The sequence below is a fragment of the Streptomyces sp. Ag109_O5-10 genome (assembly GCF_900105755.1).
Taxonomy (GTDB): domain Bacteria; phylum Actinomycetota; class Actinomycetes; order Streptomycetales; family Streptomycetaceae; genus Streptomyces.
Genome location: NZ_FNTQ01000001.1, coordinates 6748030 through 6766260 on the forward strand (window position 1 = coordinate 6748030; position 18231 = coordinate 6766260).

The 18231-nt window shown below is 69.6% G+C and carries 12 protein-coding genes; 7 read left to right on the forward strand and 5 right to left on the reverse strand.

The window, feature by feature from the left end:
• Positions 1-17: 17 nt before the first annotated feature.
• The 3 genes from BLW82_RS30800 to BLW82_RS30810 form a co-directional block, all read right to left on the reverse strand.
• Positions 18-695 carry a VanZ family protein gene (locus BLW82_RS30800; RefSeq protein ID WP_093503770.1) on the reverse strand — a complete coding sequence of 226 codons (678 nt, stop codon included), beginning with the start codon at positions 693-695 and terminating at the stop codon, positions 18-20.
• A gap of 100 nt (positions 696-795) precedes the next feature.
• Positions 796-1668, reverse strand: coding sequence for a phosphatase PAP2 family protein (locus tag BLW82_RS30805; protein WP_093503772.1), 873 nt, complete (start codon positions 1666-1668; stop codon positions 796-798).
• An 82-nt stretch (positions 1669-1750) separates the two neighbouring features.
• On the reverse strand, positions 1751-2773 hold the full coding sequence (locus BLW82_RS30810; RefSeq protein ID WP_093503774.1) for a LacI family DNA-binding transcriptional regulator: 1023 nt from the start codon (positions 2771-2773) through the stop codon (positions 1751-1753).
• Positions 2774-3155: 382 nt separating this feature from the next.
• Here BLW82_RS30810 and BLW82_RS30815 point away from each other — a divergent pair, with 382 nt between their 5' ends.
• The 5 genes from BLW82_RS30815 (at position 3156) to BLW82_RS30835 (ending at position 9872) form a co-directional block, all read left to right on the forward strand.
• Positions 3156-4430, forward strand: a complete 1275-nt coding sequence (locus BLW82_RS30815) for an extracellular solute-binding protein (protein WP_093503776.1) — start codon at positions 3156-3158, stop codon at positions 4428-4430.
• A gap of 100 nt (positions 4431-4530) precedes the next feature.
• Positions 4531-5535 carry a carbohydrate ABC transporter permease gene (locus BLW82_RS30820; RefSeq protein ID WP_093503778.1) on the forward strand — a complete coding sequence of 335 codons (1005 nt, stop codon included), beginning with the start codon at positions 4531-4533 and terminating at the stop codon, positions 5533-5535.
• Positions 5536-5548: 13 nt separating this feature from the next.
• Positions 5549-6457 carry a sugar ABC transporter permease gene (locus tag BLW82_RS30825; protein ID WP_093503779.1) on the forward strand — a complete coding sequence of 303 codons (909 nt, stop codon included), beginning with the start codon at positions 5549-5551 and terminating at the stop codon, positions 6455-6457.
• A 198-nt stretch (positions 6458-6655) separates the two neighbouring features.
• Complete coding sequence (locus BLW82_RS30830; protein ID WP_093503781.1) at positions 6656-8317, forward strand: glycoside hydrolase family 13 protein; 1662 nt, start codon at positions 6656-6658, stop codon at positions 8315-8317.
• Positions 8318-8498: 181 nt separating this feature from the next.
• Positions 8499-9872, forward strand: a complete 1374-nt coding sequence (locus BLW82_RS30835; protein ID WP_177233128.1) for an alpha-amylase — start codon at positions 8499-8501, stop codon at positions 9870-9872.
• Here the strand turns inward: BLW82_RS30835 and BLW82_RS30840 are convergent.
• Positions 9848-10714 carry a helix-turn-helix transcriptional regulator gene (locus BLW82_RS30840; RefSeq protein WP_093503783.1) on the reverse strand — a complete coding sequence of 289 codons (867 nt, stop codon included), beginning with the start codon at positions 10712-10714 and terminating at the stop codon, positions 9848-9850. The two genes, BLW82_RS30835 and BLW82_RS30840, sit on opposite strands and share 25 nt — an antisense overlap.
• A gap of 85 nt (positions 10715-10799) precedes the next feature.
• On the opposite strand from BLW82_RS30840, the gene BLW82_RS30845 reads away from it, so the two are divergent.
• Positions 10800-11594 (forward strand): SDR family NAD(P)-dependent oxidoreductase, encoded by a 795-nt coding sequence (locus BLW82_RS30845; protein WP_093503785.1) that lies wholly within the window; start codon positions 10800-10802, stop codon positions 11592-11594.
• Positions 11595-11702: 108 nt separating this feature from the next.
• On the opposite strand, the gene BLW82_RS30850 is transcribed toward BLW82_RS30845, so the two are convergent.
• Positions 11703-12308 carry a DUF4232 domain-containing protein gene (locus tag BLW82_RS30850; RefSeq protein ID WP_093503787.1) on the reverse strand — a complete coding sequence of 202 codons (606 nt, stop codon included), beginning with the start codon at positions 12306-12308 and terminating at the stop codon, positions 11703-11705.
• A 518-nt stretch (positions 12309-12826) separates the two neighbouring features.
• Between BLW82_RS30850 and pulA the strand changes: the two genes are divergently transcribed.
• Entirely contained in the window at positions 12827-18199 is a 5373-nt protein-coding gene (gene pulA, locus BLW82_RS30855) for a pullulanase-type alpha-1,6-glucosidase (protein WP_093503788.1), read from the forward strand.
• Positions 18200-18231: the final 32 nt, after the last annotated feature.

Consider the following 18231-nt stretch of genomic DNA (forward strand, 5'->3'; position numbering starts at 1 on the left):
GGGCGGCGGCGGGTGACTCAGCCCGTCGGCGTCAGCGCGCGGCCCGGCCGGTCCGACCGCGCCGGTGCCGCCGTACGCCACCAGGGGCGCGACGCCAGCCCGGCCAGCAGGGCGCCGACGGCGTTGACCAGGACGTCGTCCACGGAGGACACCCGGTCCAGGCGGAACACGTACTGCGCGGTCTCCACCAGCGCCGAACAGACCGCCCCGAGCGCAAGGATCCGCGGCGCGGACGCCAGCGCCGCGAACCGCATCGGGGCGAAGAACCCCAGCGAGGCGAAGACCAGCAGGTTGCCGACGATCCCGAGCGTTCCCATGGTGACCAGGTCCCGCAGCGGTACGAGACTCACCCGGGCCGGAGCGGCGCCGGCCGCCCCGCCCGGCATCATGGTCAGCCACACGAACGGCACCGTGCCGTGCACCATGCCCACCTCGGCCAGCGACGTCCGCCACGCCGACCCGTCACCTGCGGCACGACGGCGGTGCGCCGGCACCCACGCCACCAGCGCGGCGAGCGGCAGCGTGACCAGCGTCATCAGCACCACGCCGTTGAACGTGTCGAAGCAGCCGTGCCACTGCCCTGCCATGCACCTCGGGGCGGACATCAGGAGCGGCCGCCGCAGGAGGAACAGGGCGCCCGCCACGCCGGCGACCGCCAGGCCGAGGAAGGTTGCGTTTCGGTTCACGCCGTCCATGGGACCCGGAGGTCCGTTGCGGCGGCGTATGCGGTTTTCGATACGCCCGCGATACATGCAGTCCGCCGGAGCATCTGCCGGAGCAGGGTCCGGGCGTGGTTCATGAGAAGCCGGCCTCGCCGCCCGCAGGGCGTCGCAGCAAGGGTGCGCCCGTCGGCTGGCGCGGAAGGGCGTAGGGGAGGGTGCCGAACCACAGGCGGGCCACTGTGATGCCGAAGGTGAGGCAGAGGGCGCCGCCCACCGCGTCGAGCCAGAAGTGGTTGGCGGTGGCGACGATGACGAGGAGGGTGGCGGTGGGGTAGAGGAGGCCGAGGAGGCGGGCCCAGGGGACCGAGGCGAGGGCGAAGACCGTCAAGCCGCACCACAGGGACCAGCCGATGTGCATGGACGGCATCGCGGCGTACTGGTTGGACATGTGCTTGAGGTCGCCGGAGGCCATGGAGCCCCAGGTGTGGTGGACCGTCACCGTGTCGACGAAGCGGCCGCCGTTCATCAGGCGGGGCGGGGCGAGCGGGAACAGGTAGTAGCCGAGAAGGGCCACGCCGGTCGTCGCGAAGAGCGCGAGGCGGGCCGCCGCGTAACGGCCGGGGTGGCTGCGGTAGAGCCACACCAGAACGCCCAGCGTCACCACGAAGTGCAGCGTCGCGTAGTAGTAGTTCATGCCGACGATCAGCCAATTCACCGAGTTCACGGCGTGGTTGACCGAATCCTCGACGGCGATCCCCAGTCGTTGCTCGGCCTTCCAGATCCAGTCGGCGTTGCGCAGCGCCTGTGCCTTCTGCTCCGGGACCGCGTTGCGGATCAGCGAGTAGGTCCAGTAACTCACCGCGATCAGCAGGATCTCGAACCAGAGCCGGGGCCGCCGCGGTGTCCGCAGCCGACCCAGGAACCCCTGATCCCCCTCGCCCGTGACGGTCCGCGGAAGGGTCTGTGGTGCGCGACCTTCCGGCTCTGTCACGGTCGAGTCACTCATAGGCACAGAGTCTGCCAGAAAAGACGTTGTCGACAGATCATCCCAAGGTTGGGTTCACGGTGCATGTTCTACGGCACGGCGACTACTTCCCAGGTACTGCCGCCGTGGAACCGCGTACCACCAATTCCGGCATGAAAACGAACTCGCTGTGCGGAGCCGGGGTGCCGCCGATCTCCTCCAGCAGGGTGCGCACCGCTGCCTGGCCCATCGCCGGGACCGGCTTGCGGACGGTGGTGAGCGGTGGGTCGGTGAACGCGATGAGCGGGGAGTCGTCGAAGCCGACGACGGACACGTCCCGGGGGACGTCGAGGCCGCGCTGCCGTACCGTCCGTATCGCGCCGAGCGCCATCATGTCGCTCGCGCACACGATCGCCGTGCAGCCCCGCTCGATGAGCGCCGTGGTGGCCGCCTGGCCGCCCTCCAGGGTGTAGAGCGAGTGCTGGACGAGCTCGGACTCGATCACGTCCGCCGGCAGGCCCAGCTGGTCCTGCACCGCCCGCACGAACCCCTCGATCTTGCGCTGCACGGGCACGAACCGCTTCGGGCCGAGGGCGAGCCCGACCCGGGTGTGGCCCAGGGAGACGAGGTGGGTGACGGCCAGCGTCATCGCGGCCCGGTCGTCGGGGGAGATGAACGGCGCCTGCACCTTCGGCGAGAAACCGTCCACGAGGACGTACGGCACGCCCTGCGCCCGCAGCCGGTCGTAGCGCTGCATGTCGGCGGTGGTGTCCGCGTGCAGGCCCGAGACGTAGATGATGCCGGCGACCCCGCGGTCCACCAGCATCTCGGTCAGCTCGTCCTCCGTGGACCCGCCCGGGGTCTGGGTGGCGAGCACGGGGGTGTAGCCCTGCCGGGTCAGCGCCTGACCGATGACCTGCGCGAGGGCCGGGAATATCGGGTTCTCCAGCTCGGGCGTGATCAGGCCCACCAGGCCCTCGCTGCGCTGCCGCAGCCGTACCGGACGCTCGTAGCCGAGGACGTCCAAGGCGGCGAGCACGGACTGGCGGGTGGTGGCGGCGACGCCCGGCTTCCCGTTCAGGACCCGGCTCACCGTCGCCTCGCTCACCCCCGCCTGCGCTGCGATGTCGGCAAGCCGTGTGGTCACGCCACTGGACTGTACCGGCCGTATGTCCCCTTGCACACCGATCGGGCGCCTGATGCGGCCTGGGGGGCGGCCCGCTGTGGGCTGCTGCGTCATCGCACTCCCTACTGAGACATGATGGCAAGAGCTTGCAGAGTCTTGCACAAGTGGCCCCCGTAGCGCTCTACCGCCGTAAACAAGCGTCTCTCGGCGGTCGCCGACAGGTCACGCCCGGATAACTTCGGAGATCTCTTGCACTTTTTTGCTGCAAGGTCTTTCGCAAGGCTTACATCGCTGTTACGTTCCCTGTCGCCCGGCCGCCGCAGCAACGGCGCAGTGGCACGACAGCGGGACGGTGGACGGGACCGCCCCCGCATCACTCGGGCTTAACCCTCAAGGAGAACTCATGCGGCGTGGCATAGCGGCCTCCGCGCTGGTGGCGTCCCTCGCCCTCACGGCGACGGCGTGCGGCGGGAGCGACAGCAACAGCAAGTCGGACGGCCCGGTCACCATCACCTGGTGGGACACCTCCAACGCCACCAACGAGTCGCCGACGTACAAGGCCTTGGTCAAGGAGTTCGAAGCCGCGAACAAGGACATCAAGGTCAACTACGTTGACGTCCAGTTCGACCAGGCGCAGAACAAGTTCGACACGGCCGCCCAGTCCGGCAAGGGCGCCCCCGACGTGCTGCGCTCCGAGGTCGGCTGGACCCCCGCCTTCGCCAAGGCCGGGTACTTCGTGCCGCTGGACGGCACCGCCGCCCTCGCCGACAAGGACAAGTTCCAGTCCAGCCTGATCACCCAGGCCCAGTACGAGGGCAAGACCTACGGCGTTCCGCTGGTCACCGACACCCTCGCCCTCGTATACAACAAGGCGCTCCTGAAGAAGGCCGGCATCACCGCCGCCCCCACCAGCTGGGACCAGGTCAGGGCCGACGCCGCCAAGATCCAGGCCAAGACCGGGACCACCGGCTACTGGGGCCCCGAGGCCGCGTACTACACGCAGCCCTTCCTCTACGGCGAGGGCAGCGACATGGTCGACGCCTCCGCCAAGAAGATCACCATCACCTCGGCGGCGGCCAAGAAGGGCTACCAGACCTGGCTGGACCTCTACTCCGGCAAGGGCCTGCACAAGGCGGACGTGACCGCCGACGCCTACGCCCACCGCCAGGACGCCTTCGTCAACGGCAAGGTGGCCATGACCATGGAGGGCCCCTGGGAGATCACCAACTTCTACAAGGGCTCCGCGTTCAGCGACAAGTCCAACCTCGGCATCGCCACCGTCCCGGCCGGCTCCACCGGCAAGGCGGGCGCCCCGACCGGCGGCCACAACCTCTCGGTCTACGCCGGCTCGGACAAGGCCCACCAGGAGGCGGCCGAGAAGTTCGTCGCCTTCATGACCTCCGCGAAGACCCAGACGGAGATCGCCCTGAAGAACTCCACCCTGCCGACCCGCTCCGACGCCTACACCGCCGCGGTCAAGGCCGACCCGGGCATCGCCGGCTACCAGGCCGTCCTCTCCTCCGCCCAGCCGCGCCCGGCGCTCGCCGAGTACTCCTCGCTGTGGGGCCCGGTCGGCACCGAGCTGACCAAGATCGCCGGTGGCAAGGAGTCCCTGGACAAGGGCCTGAGCACCGCCGAACTCGGGATCGAGAAGCTCGTCCCCGACTTCAGCAAGTAAGCCGCAGACGGCCGCCGGACCTCCCCCGGAACACGGAGGGGGTCCGGCGGCCACCGGCCTGTGCCCAGCCAGATCCCGGAAGACCAGAAGGTGTCGAACCATGACAGTCGCCATCGACCGCGCGACCGGCAAACGCCACGGTGACCGCGCGCCCCGCCCCGGGCTGGGCCAGCGGCTGAAGAACAGCTACCGGAAGTACTGGTACGCCTACGCGATGATCGCCCCCGTGGCCGTCGTCCTCGGGGCGCTTGTCATCTACCCGTTGGTGTACGGCTTCTACCTGACGTTGACGGACGCCAACAGCCTCAACACCGCGCGCACCATCGGCGTCAACCACATCGACGCCACCTACAAGTTCATCGGCCTGGGCAACTACAAGGACATCCTGTTCGGGCCGACGTCCTACGACCGCTTCTGGTCCCACTTCATCTGGACGATCGTCTGGACCGCGCTCTGCGTCACCCTGCACTACACGATCGGTCTCGGCCTCGCCCTGCTGCTCAACGAGAAGTTCCGCGGCCGCACCTTCTACCGCATGGTCCTGGTGCTGCCCTGGGCGGTCCCGACCTTCGTCACCGTCTTCGGCTGGCGGTTCATGCTCGCCGACGGCGGTATCGTCAACGCCACCCTGCACTTCCTCCATCTGCCGCAACCGGCATGGCTGGAGGACACGATCTGGCAGCGGGCCGCCGCGATCCTCGTGAACACCTGGTGCGGTGTGCCGTTCATGATGCTCTCGCTGCTCGGCGGCCTCCAGGCCATCGACGGCACGCTCTACGAGGCCGCAGAGATGGACGGCGCGAGCGCCTGGCAGCGCTTCCGGTACGTCACCCTGCCGGGCCTCAGGTCCGTCAGCTCCACCGTCGTGCTCCTCGGCATCATCTGGACGTTCAACCAGTTCGCCGTCATCTACCTGCTCTTCGGTGACACCGCCCCCGACGCGCAGATCCTCGTGACCTGGGCCTACTACCTCGGCTTCGGACAGCAGCCGCGTGACTTCGCCCAGTCCGCCGCCTACGGCATGCTGCTGCTGGCCATCCTGATCGTCTTCACCTCCTTCTACCGCCGCTGGCTCAACCGCAACGACCAGCAGCTCGCGATCTGAGGCAGGAGTTTCCATGAGTACGACCACTGTCCAGACCTCCGCCCAGGTCGCCGAGGAGGCCGCCGTGACGACCACCCCCCGAGTCCGCGGCAGGGACGAGCGCGGCCCGCTCGGCAGCGCCGTCATCCACGGCGTCCTGGGTGTCGCGAGCCTCGTCGCGTTCTTCCCGGTCGGCTGGCTGATCTTCCTCTCCCTCGGCCCCGACAAGGACGACTACCTGCACCCGAGCGGCATCTGGCACAAGATGACGCTGAGCAACTACTCCTTCGTCCTCCAGCACACCGGGTTCTGGGACTGGTTCAGGACGACGATGATCGTCGTCGGCGGTACGACGATCATCGGACTCATCCTCGCCTCGACCACCGGCTACGCGGTCTCCCGCATGCGCTTCCCGGGCTACCGGAAGTTCATGTGGCTGCTGCTGGTGACCCAGATGTTCCCGATCGCCGTGCTGATCGTGCCGATGTACCAGATCATGTCGCGGCTCGGCCTCATCGACAGCTACCTCGGCCTGATCCTCGTCTACTGCACGACGGTGGTGCCGTACACGGCCTGGCTGCTCAAGGGTTACTTCGACACGATCCCCTTCGAGATCGACGAGGCCGGCCGCGTCGACGGGCTGTCGCCGTTCGGCACGTTCGCCCGGCTGATCCTGCCGCTGGCCAAGCCCGGCCTCGCGGTCGCCGCGTTCTACAACTTCCTCACCGCGTTCGGCGAGGTCGCGTTCGCGTCGACGTTCATGCTCAGCGACGACAAGTACACGTTCGCGGTGGGGCTGCAGAGCTTCATCAGCGAGCACGACGCGCAGCGGAACCTGATGACCGCGACGGCGGTGCTGATCGCGATACCGGTGGCCGTGTTCTTCTATCTCGTGCAGAAGAACCTGGTGACCGGCCTCACCGCGGGCGGAACCAAAGGCTGACCGTCGGCCGAGCCACGAAGGCCGTCGTTCGTCTGCGGCGTCGTCGTGGCTGGTCGCGCAGTTCCCCGCGCCCCTTCGGGGCGCTCCCCCCGGGGCGCGGGTAGGCGGCCGTGGTCTCCATCCGACCCCGCTGTGACCACGGCCGCCTCAACACCCACCTCTGACCCGATGACCCTGTTACGACGCATCAAGGACGCCATGAGCCAGCAGCCATCCGCCGCACCGGCCCCCGCCACCGTCACCGTCGCCCGTCGCCGCGACTGGTGGCGGGACGCGGTGATCTACCAGGTCTATCCGCGCAGCTTCGCCGACAGCAACGGCGACGGGATGGGGGACCTGGAGGGCGTGCGCTCCAGACTCCCGTACCTGCGTGACCTGGGTGTCGACGCCGTGTGGCTGAGCCCGTTCTACGCCTCCCCGCAGGCCGACGCCGGCTACGACGTCGCCGACTACCGGGCCGTGGACCCCATGTTCGGCAACCTGCTGGACGCGGACGCGCTCATCCGGGACGCGCACGCGCTGGGTCTCAGGATCGTCGTCGACCTCGTGCCCAACCACTCCTCGGACCAGCACGAGTGGTTCAAGCGGGCGCTGGCGGAGGGCCCCGGCTCGCCGTCGCGGGACCGCTACCACTTCCGGCCGGGCAAGGGCGAGAACGGCGAACTCCCGCCCAACGACTGGGAGTCCATCTTCGGCGGCCCGGCGTGGACGCGGGTGGCCGACGGCGAGTGGTACCTGCACCTCTTCGCCCCGGAGCAGCCCGACTTCAACTGGGAACACCCCGCCGTCGGCGACGAGTTCCGCTCCATCCTGCGGTTCTGGCTGGACATGGGCGTGGACGGCTTCCGCATCGACGTCGCCCACGGCCTGGTGAAGGCGGAGGGGCTGCCGGACCTCGGCGGCGCCGACCAGCTGAAGCTGCTGGGCAACGATGTCATGCCCTTCTTCGACCAGGACGGCGTCCACGAGGTCTACCGGCAGTGGCGGCTGGTCCTGGACGAGTACGCGGGCGAGCGCATCTTCGTCGCCGAGGCCTGGACGCCGACCGTCGAGCGCACCGCGAACTACGTCCGCCCGGACGAGCTCCACCAGGCCTTCAACTTCCAGTACCTGAGCACGGACTGGGACGCGAAGGAGCTGCGGACGGTGATCGACCGCACCCTGGAAGCCATGCGCCCGGTCGGCGCCCCGGCCACCTGGGTGCTCTCCAACCACGACGTCACCCGGCACGCGACCCGCTTCGCCAACCCACCCGGCCTCGGCACCCAGATCCGCACGGCCGGCGACCGGGAACTGGGTCTGCGCCGGGCCCGGGCGGCCACCCTCCTGATGCTCGCGCTGCCCGGCTCGGCCTACGTCTACCAGGGCGAGGAGCTGGGCCTCCCGGACGTCGTGGACCTGCCCGACGAGGTCCGCCAGGACCCCGCGTACTTCCGGGGCGCGGGTCAGGACGGCTTCCGGGACGGGTGCCGGGTGCCGATCCCGTGGACGCGGGAGGGCTCGTCGTACGGCTTCGGGTCCGGGGGCAGCTGGCTGCCGCAGCCCGCGAGCTGGGGCGAGCTGAGCATCGAGGCGCAGACCGGGGTGGCCGGGTCGACCCTGGAGCTGTACCGAGGCGCGCTGCGCGTCCGGCGTGAGCAGGCCGACCTCGGCGCGGGCGACGCGGTGGAGTGGCTGCGCGCCCCGGAGGGCGTCCTCGCCTTCCGGCGTGGGGAGTTCGTGTGCGTCGCGAACACGAGCGGGGAGTCGGTGACGACGCCGTCCTACGGCACGGTGCTGCTGGCCAGCGGCGAACTGACCGAGGCGGACGGGGAGGCGAAGCTGCCGGCCGACACCACCGTGTGGTGGACCACCGCCTGAGCACGTCCCATCGGCGTCTGACCGTCGCCTGACACCTGCCTGACGGGGCGTCAATCGGTAATTTCTTGCAGCAACTTCTGAGGGCCCGCTACCCATCCGGGGAGCGGGCCCTTAACATCTGCGCAACCGCAAGGTTTCAGCAACATTTCTGCAAGAGCCTTCAATGGTGAAGGAACCCCACATGGCACGTAAGACACTCTCCGCCGCACTGGCGCTGGCCGCCTGTAGCGTTGTCATGACCCCGTCCGTCGCGTCGGCCTCCCCGCCCGGCACGAAGGACCTCACCGCCGTCCTCTTCGAGTGGAACTACGGCTCGGTCGCCAGGGAGTGCACCAGCACCCTCGGCCCCGCGGGCTACGGATACGTCCAGGTCTCCCCGCCCGCCGAGCACATACAGGGCTCGCAGTGGTGGACGTCGTACCAGCCGGTGTCGTACAAGATCGCGGGCAGACTCGGTGACCGCACCTCCTTCCAGAACATGGTGAACACCTGCCACGCGGCCGGTGTGAAGGTGGTCGTCGACACCGTCGTCAACCACATGTCCGCGGGCAGCGGCACCGGCACCGGCGGCTCGTCGTACACGAAGTACAACTACCCCGGCCTGTACTCCTCGTACGACTTCGACGACTGCACCTCCCCCGTCTCGAACTACTCCGACCGCTGGAACGTCCAGCACTGCGAACTCGTCGGCCTCGCCGACCTGGACACCGGCGAGGAGTACGTCCGCAAGACCATCGCCGGCTACATGAACGACCTGCTGAGTCTGGGCGTCGACGGCTTCCGGATCGACGCGGCCAAGCACATCCCCGCCGAGGACCTCGCCAACATCAAAACCCGGCTGACCAACCCCTCCGTGTACTGGAAGCAGGAGGTCATCTACGGCGCGGGCGAGGCCGTCCAGCCCACCGAGTACACCGGCAACGGGGACGTCCAGGAGTTCCGGTACGCCTACGACCTCAAGCGCGTCTTCAACGACGAGAACCTCGCCTACCTGAAGAACTACGGCGAGGGCTGGGGGTACATGAGCAGTTCGGTCGCCGGGGTCTTCGTCGACAACCACGACACCGAGCGCAACGGCTCCACGCTGAACTACAAGGACGGCGCCAACTACACCCTGGCCAACGTCTTCATGCTCGCCTACCCGTACGGTGCCCCGGACATCAACTCCGGCTACGAATGGTCGGACGCCGACGCCGGGCCGCCCAACAACGGGGTCGTCAACGCCTGCTGGCAGGACGGCTGGAAGTGCCAGCACGCCTGGCCGGAGATCATCCGCATGGTCGCCTTCCGCAACGCGGTGCGCGGCCAGGCGGTGACGAACTGGTGGGACGACGGCGCCGACGCGATCGCCTTCGGGCGGGGCGCCAAGGGGTACGTCGCCATCAACCACGAGTCGGGCTCGCTGACCCGGACCTACCAGACGTCCCTGCCGGCCGGCACGTACTGCAACGTGCAGGCGAACACGTCGGTGACGGTGAACTCGAGCGGCCAGTTCACCGCCACCCTGGCCTCGAACACCGCCCTCGCGATCTACGCCGGGAAGTCCACCTGCTGAGAATCCATCCGCTGGGTGCCGATCACCGACAGCAGCCGCAGCGCCTCCTCGGACCGTGAGCCAGGGGTCGCGGTGTAGATCACGACCTGCTGGTCCCGGTCGGTGATGTCGAGGGCGTCGCAGTCGACGGTGACCGGCCCCACCACCGGGTGCCGGAAGGTCTTGACCAGGGTGGGCTCGGCGGACACGTCGTGCAGCTCCCACAGTCGCCTGAACTCCTCGCTCCCGGCGAGGAGTTCGGCCACCAGGCCGGTCACCTCGGGCGAGTCCGGATACCGGCCGGCCGTGGCCCGCAGGCGCCGCGCCGAGTGCCGGGCGAAGGCGTCCACGTCCGACACTCCGTACAGCCTGCTGCCCGCCGGGTGCGGCGTGAGGAAGGCGCGGCGCATGAGGTTGCGGTCGCGCGGGGGCAGCGCCGAGAAGTCCTCCATGAGGGCGGCCGCCAGATCGTTCCAGGCCAGCACCTCGAAGGTCGCCGACGTCACGAACGCGGCGGCCTGCGGAAGCCTGCGCAGCAGGTCGAGCAGGCTCTGCCGGACCTCGCGCGAGGGCCCGGCAGGCGGCCCGGGCGGCGCCCCGGCGAGGTGGTGCAGATGCCCGCGCTCGGCGTCGGACAGCCGCAGCGCCCGCGCCAGCCCGCCCAGCACCTCACGCGAGGGCCGCGGCCCCCGCGCCTGCTCGAGACGCGTGTAGTACTCCGTCGAGATGAACGCCAGCTGCGCCACCTCCTCGCGCCGCAGTCCCGGCGTCCGGCGGCGCGGGCCGCGCACCAGACCCACCTCGGCGGGGGAGATCCGCTCGCGTCGGCTGCGCAGGAACGCCGCCAGCTCTTGCCTGTCCACGCCTCCAGTGTGCGTCGACCGCCCGGCCCCATCCAGGTACCGCCGGTGCCTGGATGGGGCCGGCCCGCCGGCGCAGCCTCGAACCATGGAGATCACAGCGAACACAGCGAACACGGCCGGCCCCGGCCTTCTGAGCGGCAAGGTCGCCTTCATCAGCGGAGCCGGACGCGGGATCGGCGCGGCCGCCGCCCGGCTCTTCGCCCGCGAGGGCGCCCGGGTGCTGCTGGCGGCCCGTACGGAGGACCAGCTCAAGACGGTGACCGAGGAGATCCGCGCGGCCGGCGGGACCGCGGAGTACACGGTGTGCGACCTGGCCGACATGGCGAGCGTCCGGGCCGCCGTGGACCGCACGGTGGAGGTGTACGGCCGCCTGGACCTCGCCTTCAACAACGGCGCCACGATCCAGCACCCCGGCCCCCTGGACGAACTCCCCGAGGCCGCCTTCGACCACATCACCGACGTCAACCTCAAGAGCGTCTGGTTCGCCATGTCCGAGGAGGTCAGGGCCATCCGGGCCACCGCCGCCGGCGGTGCCGTCGTCAACAACTCGTCCGTCGGCAGCCTGGGCGCCAACCCCGTCCTGCCGGTCTACGGCGCCCTGAAACGGGCCGTCAACAGCCTCACCGAGTCGGCCGCCGTCACCTACGGCCCCGAGGGCATCCGCGTCAACGCCATCGCCCCCGGCGGCACCCTCACCGACATGGTGCGCGCCTGGGAGGAGGCCACCCCGGGCGTCGTCGACCGCATGCGGTCCACGACCCCGCTGGGCCGCACGGCCGACCCCGCGGAGATCGCCGAGGCTGCCGCCTGGCTCCTCAGCGACCGTGCGTCCTACGTGACGGGCGCGGTGCTGCGGGTGGACGGCGGGGCGCGGCTCTAGGCAGGGCCGGCAAGGCGACCGGTGAGGGGCGCGGGACCTGCGCGACCAGCCACGACGGCGCCGCGGCCGACAGGCGGCCTGCCCGGCCCCGCCCGCGGAGCACCCGGCTCAGTCGCTGACGTTGATGTGCCTGGCCAGCGCGGTCACGGAGAGGTCGGCGTGGTCGACCCACCGGGGGAACGCCAGGGTCTTGTGCTTGGTCGAGGCGGGCGGCGTGATCTCCAGGTAGGAGGCGTGCGCCGCACCCGAGGTGCCGGTGTTGGCGTGGGTCCAGGCGACGACGGCCTCGGCGCTCTGGCCGTCCTTGAGGACGAGGGTCTTCTTGCCGGGGTCCTTGGCGTACCAGGTGTCGCCCCAGTGCGTGTGGGTGGTGATCGCCTTGTGCGCGGAGTTCTCCAGGCCCAGGCCGGGGTAGCCGCGCAGCGCGCAGGTCCTGCCGCTGAGGTTGCGCAGCGTGATGACGACACCCTCGTGGTTCATGCCACCGGCGAGCTGCTTGCCGAAGGTGGCCTTGAGCGCGGCCTCGGAGCAGGTGGGCGTGGTCTCGGCGGCGGCCGGGGTCGCCGCGTTGGCGGTGCCCGCCAAGACGAGGCCCAGACCGGCGAGGACGACCGCGCCGCCGGCGAGCCTGGCGCGGCCGAGCCCGCGGCGGCCACGGTGCCTGCCCGTGGACCCGGCGGTGTCGGTGCTGTGGGTGTTCAGGTCTTCGTTCACGGCGACGACGCTCCACTCGTGTCGTGAGGCACGGGGCGTGGTCTGCGCCCCGTGCCGTCCTCTGGTGCCTTACACGAGGTTCGATGCACGACACCGCGGATTTGTTCGCGCCATGCCGCCGGAATCCTCGCGGGGCCACTTCCGGGTGTCACCGGTCGTGCGGCCGGAGGAGGTCCCCGCCGTGTACGACCGGTTCGTGCCCGACTCCCGGGTCAGGTTCCCCGAGCTGTCCTCTTTCACATATCCGTGTTCCGGGAGCCGAGGGAGCCGAGGGAGCCGAGGGAGCCGAGGGAGCCGACGACGTACGCGTTCGTGCCGGAGGGGGTCACGCGCGGCTCCGAAGCGCGAGGGACCGGCTTCAACAAACGTGGAGCGTGGGCCAGTTGAGATGTCGCGTCAATACACCTGGTGAAAGTTCTTGCTGTGGGTTTCAAGCCTCTTGCTGTAAACCTTTCGTTAGCGGTACGGTCGCGCCGGGTCGGACCCAAGAGAGCCGCTATCGCTAGGAGTTCACACCGGTGATACATGTCAGACGGGTCGCGGCCGTAGCCGTCGCCGCCCTCGCCGCCGCGCTCGTGCAGCCCCTCGCCGCACACGCCGCCGCCCCGCCCGCACCACCCTCCGACGCGCGGCTCGCCGCCGAGCCCGCCCGGCACGACGACACCCGCGAGCAGTTCTACTTCGTCATGCCGGACCGTTTCGCCAACGGGGACAGGAAGAACGACAAGGGCGGTCTCACCGGCTCCCGCCTCTCCACCGGCTACGACCCCACCGACAAGGGCTTCTACCAGGGCGGCGACCTCAAGGGCCTGACCCAGCGGCTCGACTACATCAAGGGGCTCGGCACCACCGCCATCTGGATGGCGCCGATCTTCAAGAACAGGCCCGTGCAGGGAACCGGGAGCAACGCCTCGGCCGGCTACCACGGGTACTGGATCACCGACTTCACCCAGGTCGACCCGCACTTCGGGACCAACAAGGACCTGGAGACCCTCATCTCCAAGGCGCACGCCAAGGGCATGAAGGTCTTCTTCGACGTCATCACCAACCACACCGCCGACGTCGTCGACTACAAGGAGAAGTCGTACGACTACCTCTCCAAAGGTGCCTTCCCCTACCTGACCAAGGACGGTCAGCCGTTCGACGACGCGGACTACGCGGCCGGCGGCAGGAAGTTCCCTCCGGTGGACTCCGCCTCCTTCCCGCGCACCCCGACCGTGACCAGCGACAGCAAGGTGCCGTCGTGGCTCAACGACCCGACGATGTACCACAACCGGGGCGACTCGACGTTCGCCGGCGAGTCCGCGACCTACGGCGACTTCTCCGGCCTGGACGACCTGTGGACCGAACGGCCCGAGGTCGTCAGCGGCATGGAGAAGATCTACGAGCGGTGGGTGAAGGACTTCGCCATCGACGGCTTCCGGATCGACACCGTCAAGAACGTCAACATGGAGTTCTGGACGCAGTGGGCGACCGCGCTGGACAAGTACGCGGCGGACCACGGCCGTAAGAACTTCTTCATGTTCGGCGAGACGTACTCCGCGGACACGTCCGTCACGTCGCCGTACGTCACCCAGGGGCGCCTCGACGCGACCCTCGACTTCCCCTTCCAGGACGCGGCCCGCTCCTACGCCTCCCAGGGCGGCAGCGCACAGAAGCTCGCGAGCGTCTTCGGCGACGACTACAAGTACACGACCGACAAGGCGAACGCCTACGAGCAGGTCACCTTCCTCGGCAACCACGACATGGGCCGGATCGGGTACTTCCTGGAGCAGGACAACCCGAAGGCCACGGACGCCGAACTGCTCGCCAAGGACAGGCTCGCCAACGAGGTGATGTTCCTCAGCCGCGGCAACCCGGTCGTCTACTACGGCGACGAGCAGGGCTTCACCGGTTCCGGCGGCGACAAGGACGCCCGCCAGACCATGTTCGCGTCGAAGGTCGCCGACTACCTGGACGACGACGAGATCGGCACCGACCGGACCGCCGCCACCGACTCCTACGACACCAGTGCACCGCTCTACAAGCAGATCGGTGCTCTCGGCAAGCTCCGCAAGGACAATCCAGCCCTCGCCGACGGCGTCCAGACCGAGCGCTACGCGGCCGACGGCGCCGGTGTCTACGCGTTCACCCGGACGGACGCGAGGACCGGCCAGGAGTACGTCGTCGCCTTCAACAACGCCGACACGGCGAAGACGGCGACCTTCGCCACCGGTTCCGCCGGCATGCGCTACCTCGCCGCCTACGGCACGGACGGCACCCTCACCTCCGACGGCTCGGCGAAGCTGACCGTCACCGTCCCCGCCGAGTCCGCCGTCGTCTACAAGGCGGGCGGCCCCCTCGCCAAGCCCGTCACCACCCCCGCGATCACCCTGCAGGCCCCGGCCGCCGGCGCCACCGGCACCGTCGACCTCACCGCCGACGTCACCGGCGGGCAGCTCGACCGGGTCGTCTTCGCCGCCCAGGTCGGCAACGGCAAGTGGACCACCCTCGGCTCCGCCGACCACGCCCCCTACAAGGTCACCCAGACCCTCGGCAAGGACGTTCCGGCCGGTACCGCCCTGCGCTACAAGGCGGTCGTCGTCGACACCGCCGGGCACACCTCCAGCGCCCTGGCGGCGAGTACCAGCGGCACCCCGCCCGCCGCGGAGACGCCCACCGCCTCGTCCCGCGACTACGCGGTCGTCCACTACAAGCGCACCGACGGCGACTACGCCGACTGGAGCCTGTACGCCTGGGGCGACCTCGCCGACGGCGAGGCGACCACCTGGCCCGCCGGGCACCCGTTCACCGGCCGGGACGCCTACGGCGCCTTCGCCTACGTCAAGCTGAAGCCCGGCGCCACGAACGTCGGCTTCCTCGTCGTCGACAAGGACGGCGACAAGGACGTCTCCGCCGACCGCTCCATCGACGTCAGCAAGACGGGCGAGGTGTGGATCGAGCAGGGGAAGGCCGACGTCCTCACGACGAGACCGGCCGACGCCTACCCGGCCCAGGACACCACGAAGGCCGTCATCCACTACCACCGTGCCGACGGGGACTACGACGGCTGGGGCCTGCACGTCTGGACGGGCGCGGCCACTCCCACCGACTGGTCGAACCCCCTCGAGCCGGTGAAGACTGACGCCTATGGCGCGGTCTTCGAGGTGCCCCTCACCGAGGGTGCCACCAGCCTCAGCTACATCATCCACAAGGGCGACGAGAAGGATCTCCCCGCCGACCAGTCACTCGACCTCAAGTCCCGTGGCTACGAGGTGTGGCTGTTGAACGGCCAGGAGAAGTACCTGCTCCCGCAGCCGGCCGGCAGCGCGGCCGCCCTCGACCTGTCCACCTCCAAGGCGGTCTGGATCGACCGGGACACGGTCGCCTGGGACGGCGTCGACGGCGCGCTCTCCACCCAGCTGGTCTACTCCCACGACGGTTCGATCGCCGTCAAGGACGGGACCCTCACCAGCGACGACGAGCGGTGGCTGCGGCTGACGAGGACCACCCTCACCGACGCGCAGAAGGCGAAGTTCCCGTACCTGAAGGACTACACGGCCTGGTCGGTCGACCCGCGCGACCGCGGCCGGGTGCGCGAGGCGCTCGGCGGACAGCTCGTCGCCTCCCAGCGCGCCGCCAACGGCGCGGTGCTGGCCGCGACCGGCGTGCAGGTCGCGGGCGTGCTGGACGACGTGTACGCCAAGGCGACGACGGCGGACCTCGGGCCGGTCTTCCGTCACGGAAGGCCCACGCTCTCCGTCTGGGCGCCGACCGCGCAGTCCGTCGCCCTCGAACTCGACGGCTCGCCGAAGACGATGCACCGCGACCCCGCCACCGGTGTCTGGTCCGTCACCGGGCCCGCGTCCTGGAAGAACAAGCCCTACCGGTACGTCGTGAAGGTCTGGGCGCCCACTGTCCAGAAGGTGGTCACCAACAAGGTCACCGACCCCTACTCGGTCGCCCTCACCGCGAACTCGGAGCGCAGCCTCGTCGTCGACCTGAACGACAAGTCCCTCGCCCCGGGCGGCTGGGCGACGTACACCAAGCCGAAGGCCGTCCCGATGAAGGACGCGCAGATCCAGGAGCTGCACGTCCGGGACTTCTCGGTGGCGGACGCCACGGTCCCGGCCGCCGACCGGGGCACCTACCTCGCCTTCACCGACAAGAACAGCGACGGCTCCAAGCACCTCAGGGCGCTCGCCAGGGCCGGGACCTCCTACGTCCATCTGCTCCCGGTCTTCGACTTCGCGACCGTGCCCGAGAGGAAGGCCGACCAGGCGAGCCCCGACTGCGACCTCGCCTCCTACCCGGCCGACTCGGAGCAGCAGCAGGCCTGCGTCTCCGCGGTGGCCGCGAAGGACGCCTACAACTGGGGCTACGACCCCTACCACTTCACGGTCCCCGAGGGCTCGTACGCCACCGACCCGGACGGCACCGCGCGTACCGTGCAGTTCCGGAAGATGGTCAAGTCGCTCAACGACGACGGGCTGCGGGTCGTCATGGACGTCGTCTACAACCACACGGCGGCCGGCGGTGAGGCGGACACCAGCGTCCTCGACCGGATCGTGCCCGGCTACTACCAGCGGCTGCTCGCCGACGGCAGCATCGCCAACAGCACCTGCTGCGCCAACACCGCGCCCGAGAACGCCATGATGGGCAAGCTGGTGGTGGACTCGATCGTCACCTGGGCGAAGGAGTACAAGGTCGACGGGTTCCGCTTCGACCTGATGGGCCACCACCCGAAGGCCAACATCCTGGCCGTGCGCAAGGCGCTCGACGCGCTCACCCTGAAGAAGGACGGCGTCGACGGCAAGAAGATCATCCTGTACGGGGAGGGCTGGAACTTCGGCGAGGTCGCGAACGACGCCCGGTTCGTGCAGGCCACCCAGCAGAACATGGCCGGCACCGGCATCGCCACCTTCTCCGACCGGGCCCGGGACGGCGTACGCGGCGGCAGTCCCTTCGACGACGACCCCGGCATCCAGGGCTTCGCCTCCGGCCTCTACACCGATCCCAACTCCTCGACCGCCAACGGCACCGAGGCCGAGCAGAAGGCCCGCCTCCTGCACTACCAGGACCTGATCAAGGTCGGGCTGACCGGCAACCTCGCCAAGTACCGGTTCACCGACAGCGACGGCAAGGAGGTCACCGGCGCGGAGATCGACTACAACGGCTCGCCCGCCGGATACGCCGACGCGCCCGGCGACGCCCTCGCCTACGTCGACGCGCACGACAACGAGTCGCTGTTCGACGCGTTGACGTACAAGCTGCCGGCCGGCACCTCCGCGTCCGACCGGGCCCGGATGCAGGTCCTGGCGATGGCCACGGCCGCCCTCTCGCAGGGGCCCTCGCTCTCCCAGGCCGGCACCGACCTGCTGCGCTCCAAGTCCCTGGACCGCAACTCCTTCGACAGCGGCGACTGGTTCAACGCCATCCACTGGAACTGCGCCGACGGCAACGGCTTCGGCCGCGGGCTGCCGACAGCCGCCGACAACCAGTCCAAGTGGTCCTACGCCAGGCCGCTGCTGACCTCGGTGAAGGTCGGGTGCCCGCAGATCGACGGGGCCTCGGCCGCCTACCAGGACCTGCTGCGGATCCGCACCACCGACAAGGCGTTCTCGCTCGGCACGGCCGCGCGGGTGCAGTCGAGGCTCTCCTTCCCGCTGTCCGGGAAGGACGAGACGCCGGGCGTGATCACCATGGAACTCGGTGACCTCGTCGTCGTGTTCAACGCAAGCCCCGAGCAGCAGGAGCAGCGGGTGGGCACGCTGGCCGGAACCGGCTACCGGCTGCACCCGGTGCAGGCGTCGGGTGCGGACTCCGTCGTCAAATCGGCATCGTACGACCGCGAAACGGGTACGTTCGAGGTTCCGGGGCGCACGGTGGCGGTGTTCTCGCGGACGACGTGACCGAGGCCTTACGTTGGTGGGGCAGGCCCGGC

Bases quoted from the DNA above. Each gene is read 5' to 3' on its own strand.
- BLW82_RS30815 (WP_093503776.1), top strand. From the start codon at position 3,156: ATGCGGCGTGGCATAGCGGCCTCCGCGCTGGTGGCGTCCCTCGCCCTC.
- BLW82_RS30845 (WP_093503785.1), top strand. From the start codon at position 10,800: ATGGAGATCACAGCGAACACAGCGAACACGGCCGGCCCCGGCCTTCTG.
- BLW82_RS30825 (WP_093503779.1), top strand. From the start codon at position 5,549: ATGAGTACGACCACTGTCCAGACCTCCGCCCAGGTCGCCGAGGAGGCC.
- BLW82_RS30805 (WP_093503772.1), bottom strand. From the start codon at position 1,668: ATGAGTGACTCGACCGTGACAGAGCCGGAAGGTCGCGCACCACAGACC.
- BLW82_RS30800 (WP_093503770.1), bottom strand. From the start codon at position 695: ATGGACGGCGTGAACCGAAACGCAACCTTCCTCGGCCTGGCGGTCGCC.
- BLW82_RS30820 (WP_093503778.1), top strand. From the start codon at position 4,531: ATGACAGTCGCCATCGACCGCGCGACCGGCAAACGCCACGGTGACCGC.
- BLW82_RS30830 (WP_093503781.1), top strand. From the start codon at position 6,656: ATGAGCCAGCAGCCATCCGCCGCACCGGCCCCCGCCACCGTCACCGTC.
- BLW82_RS30835 (WP_177233128.1), top strand. From the start codon at position 8,499: ATGGCACGTAAGACACTCTCCGCCGCACTGGCGCTGGCCGCCTGTAGC.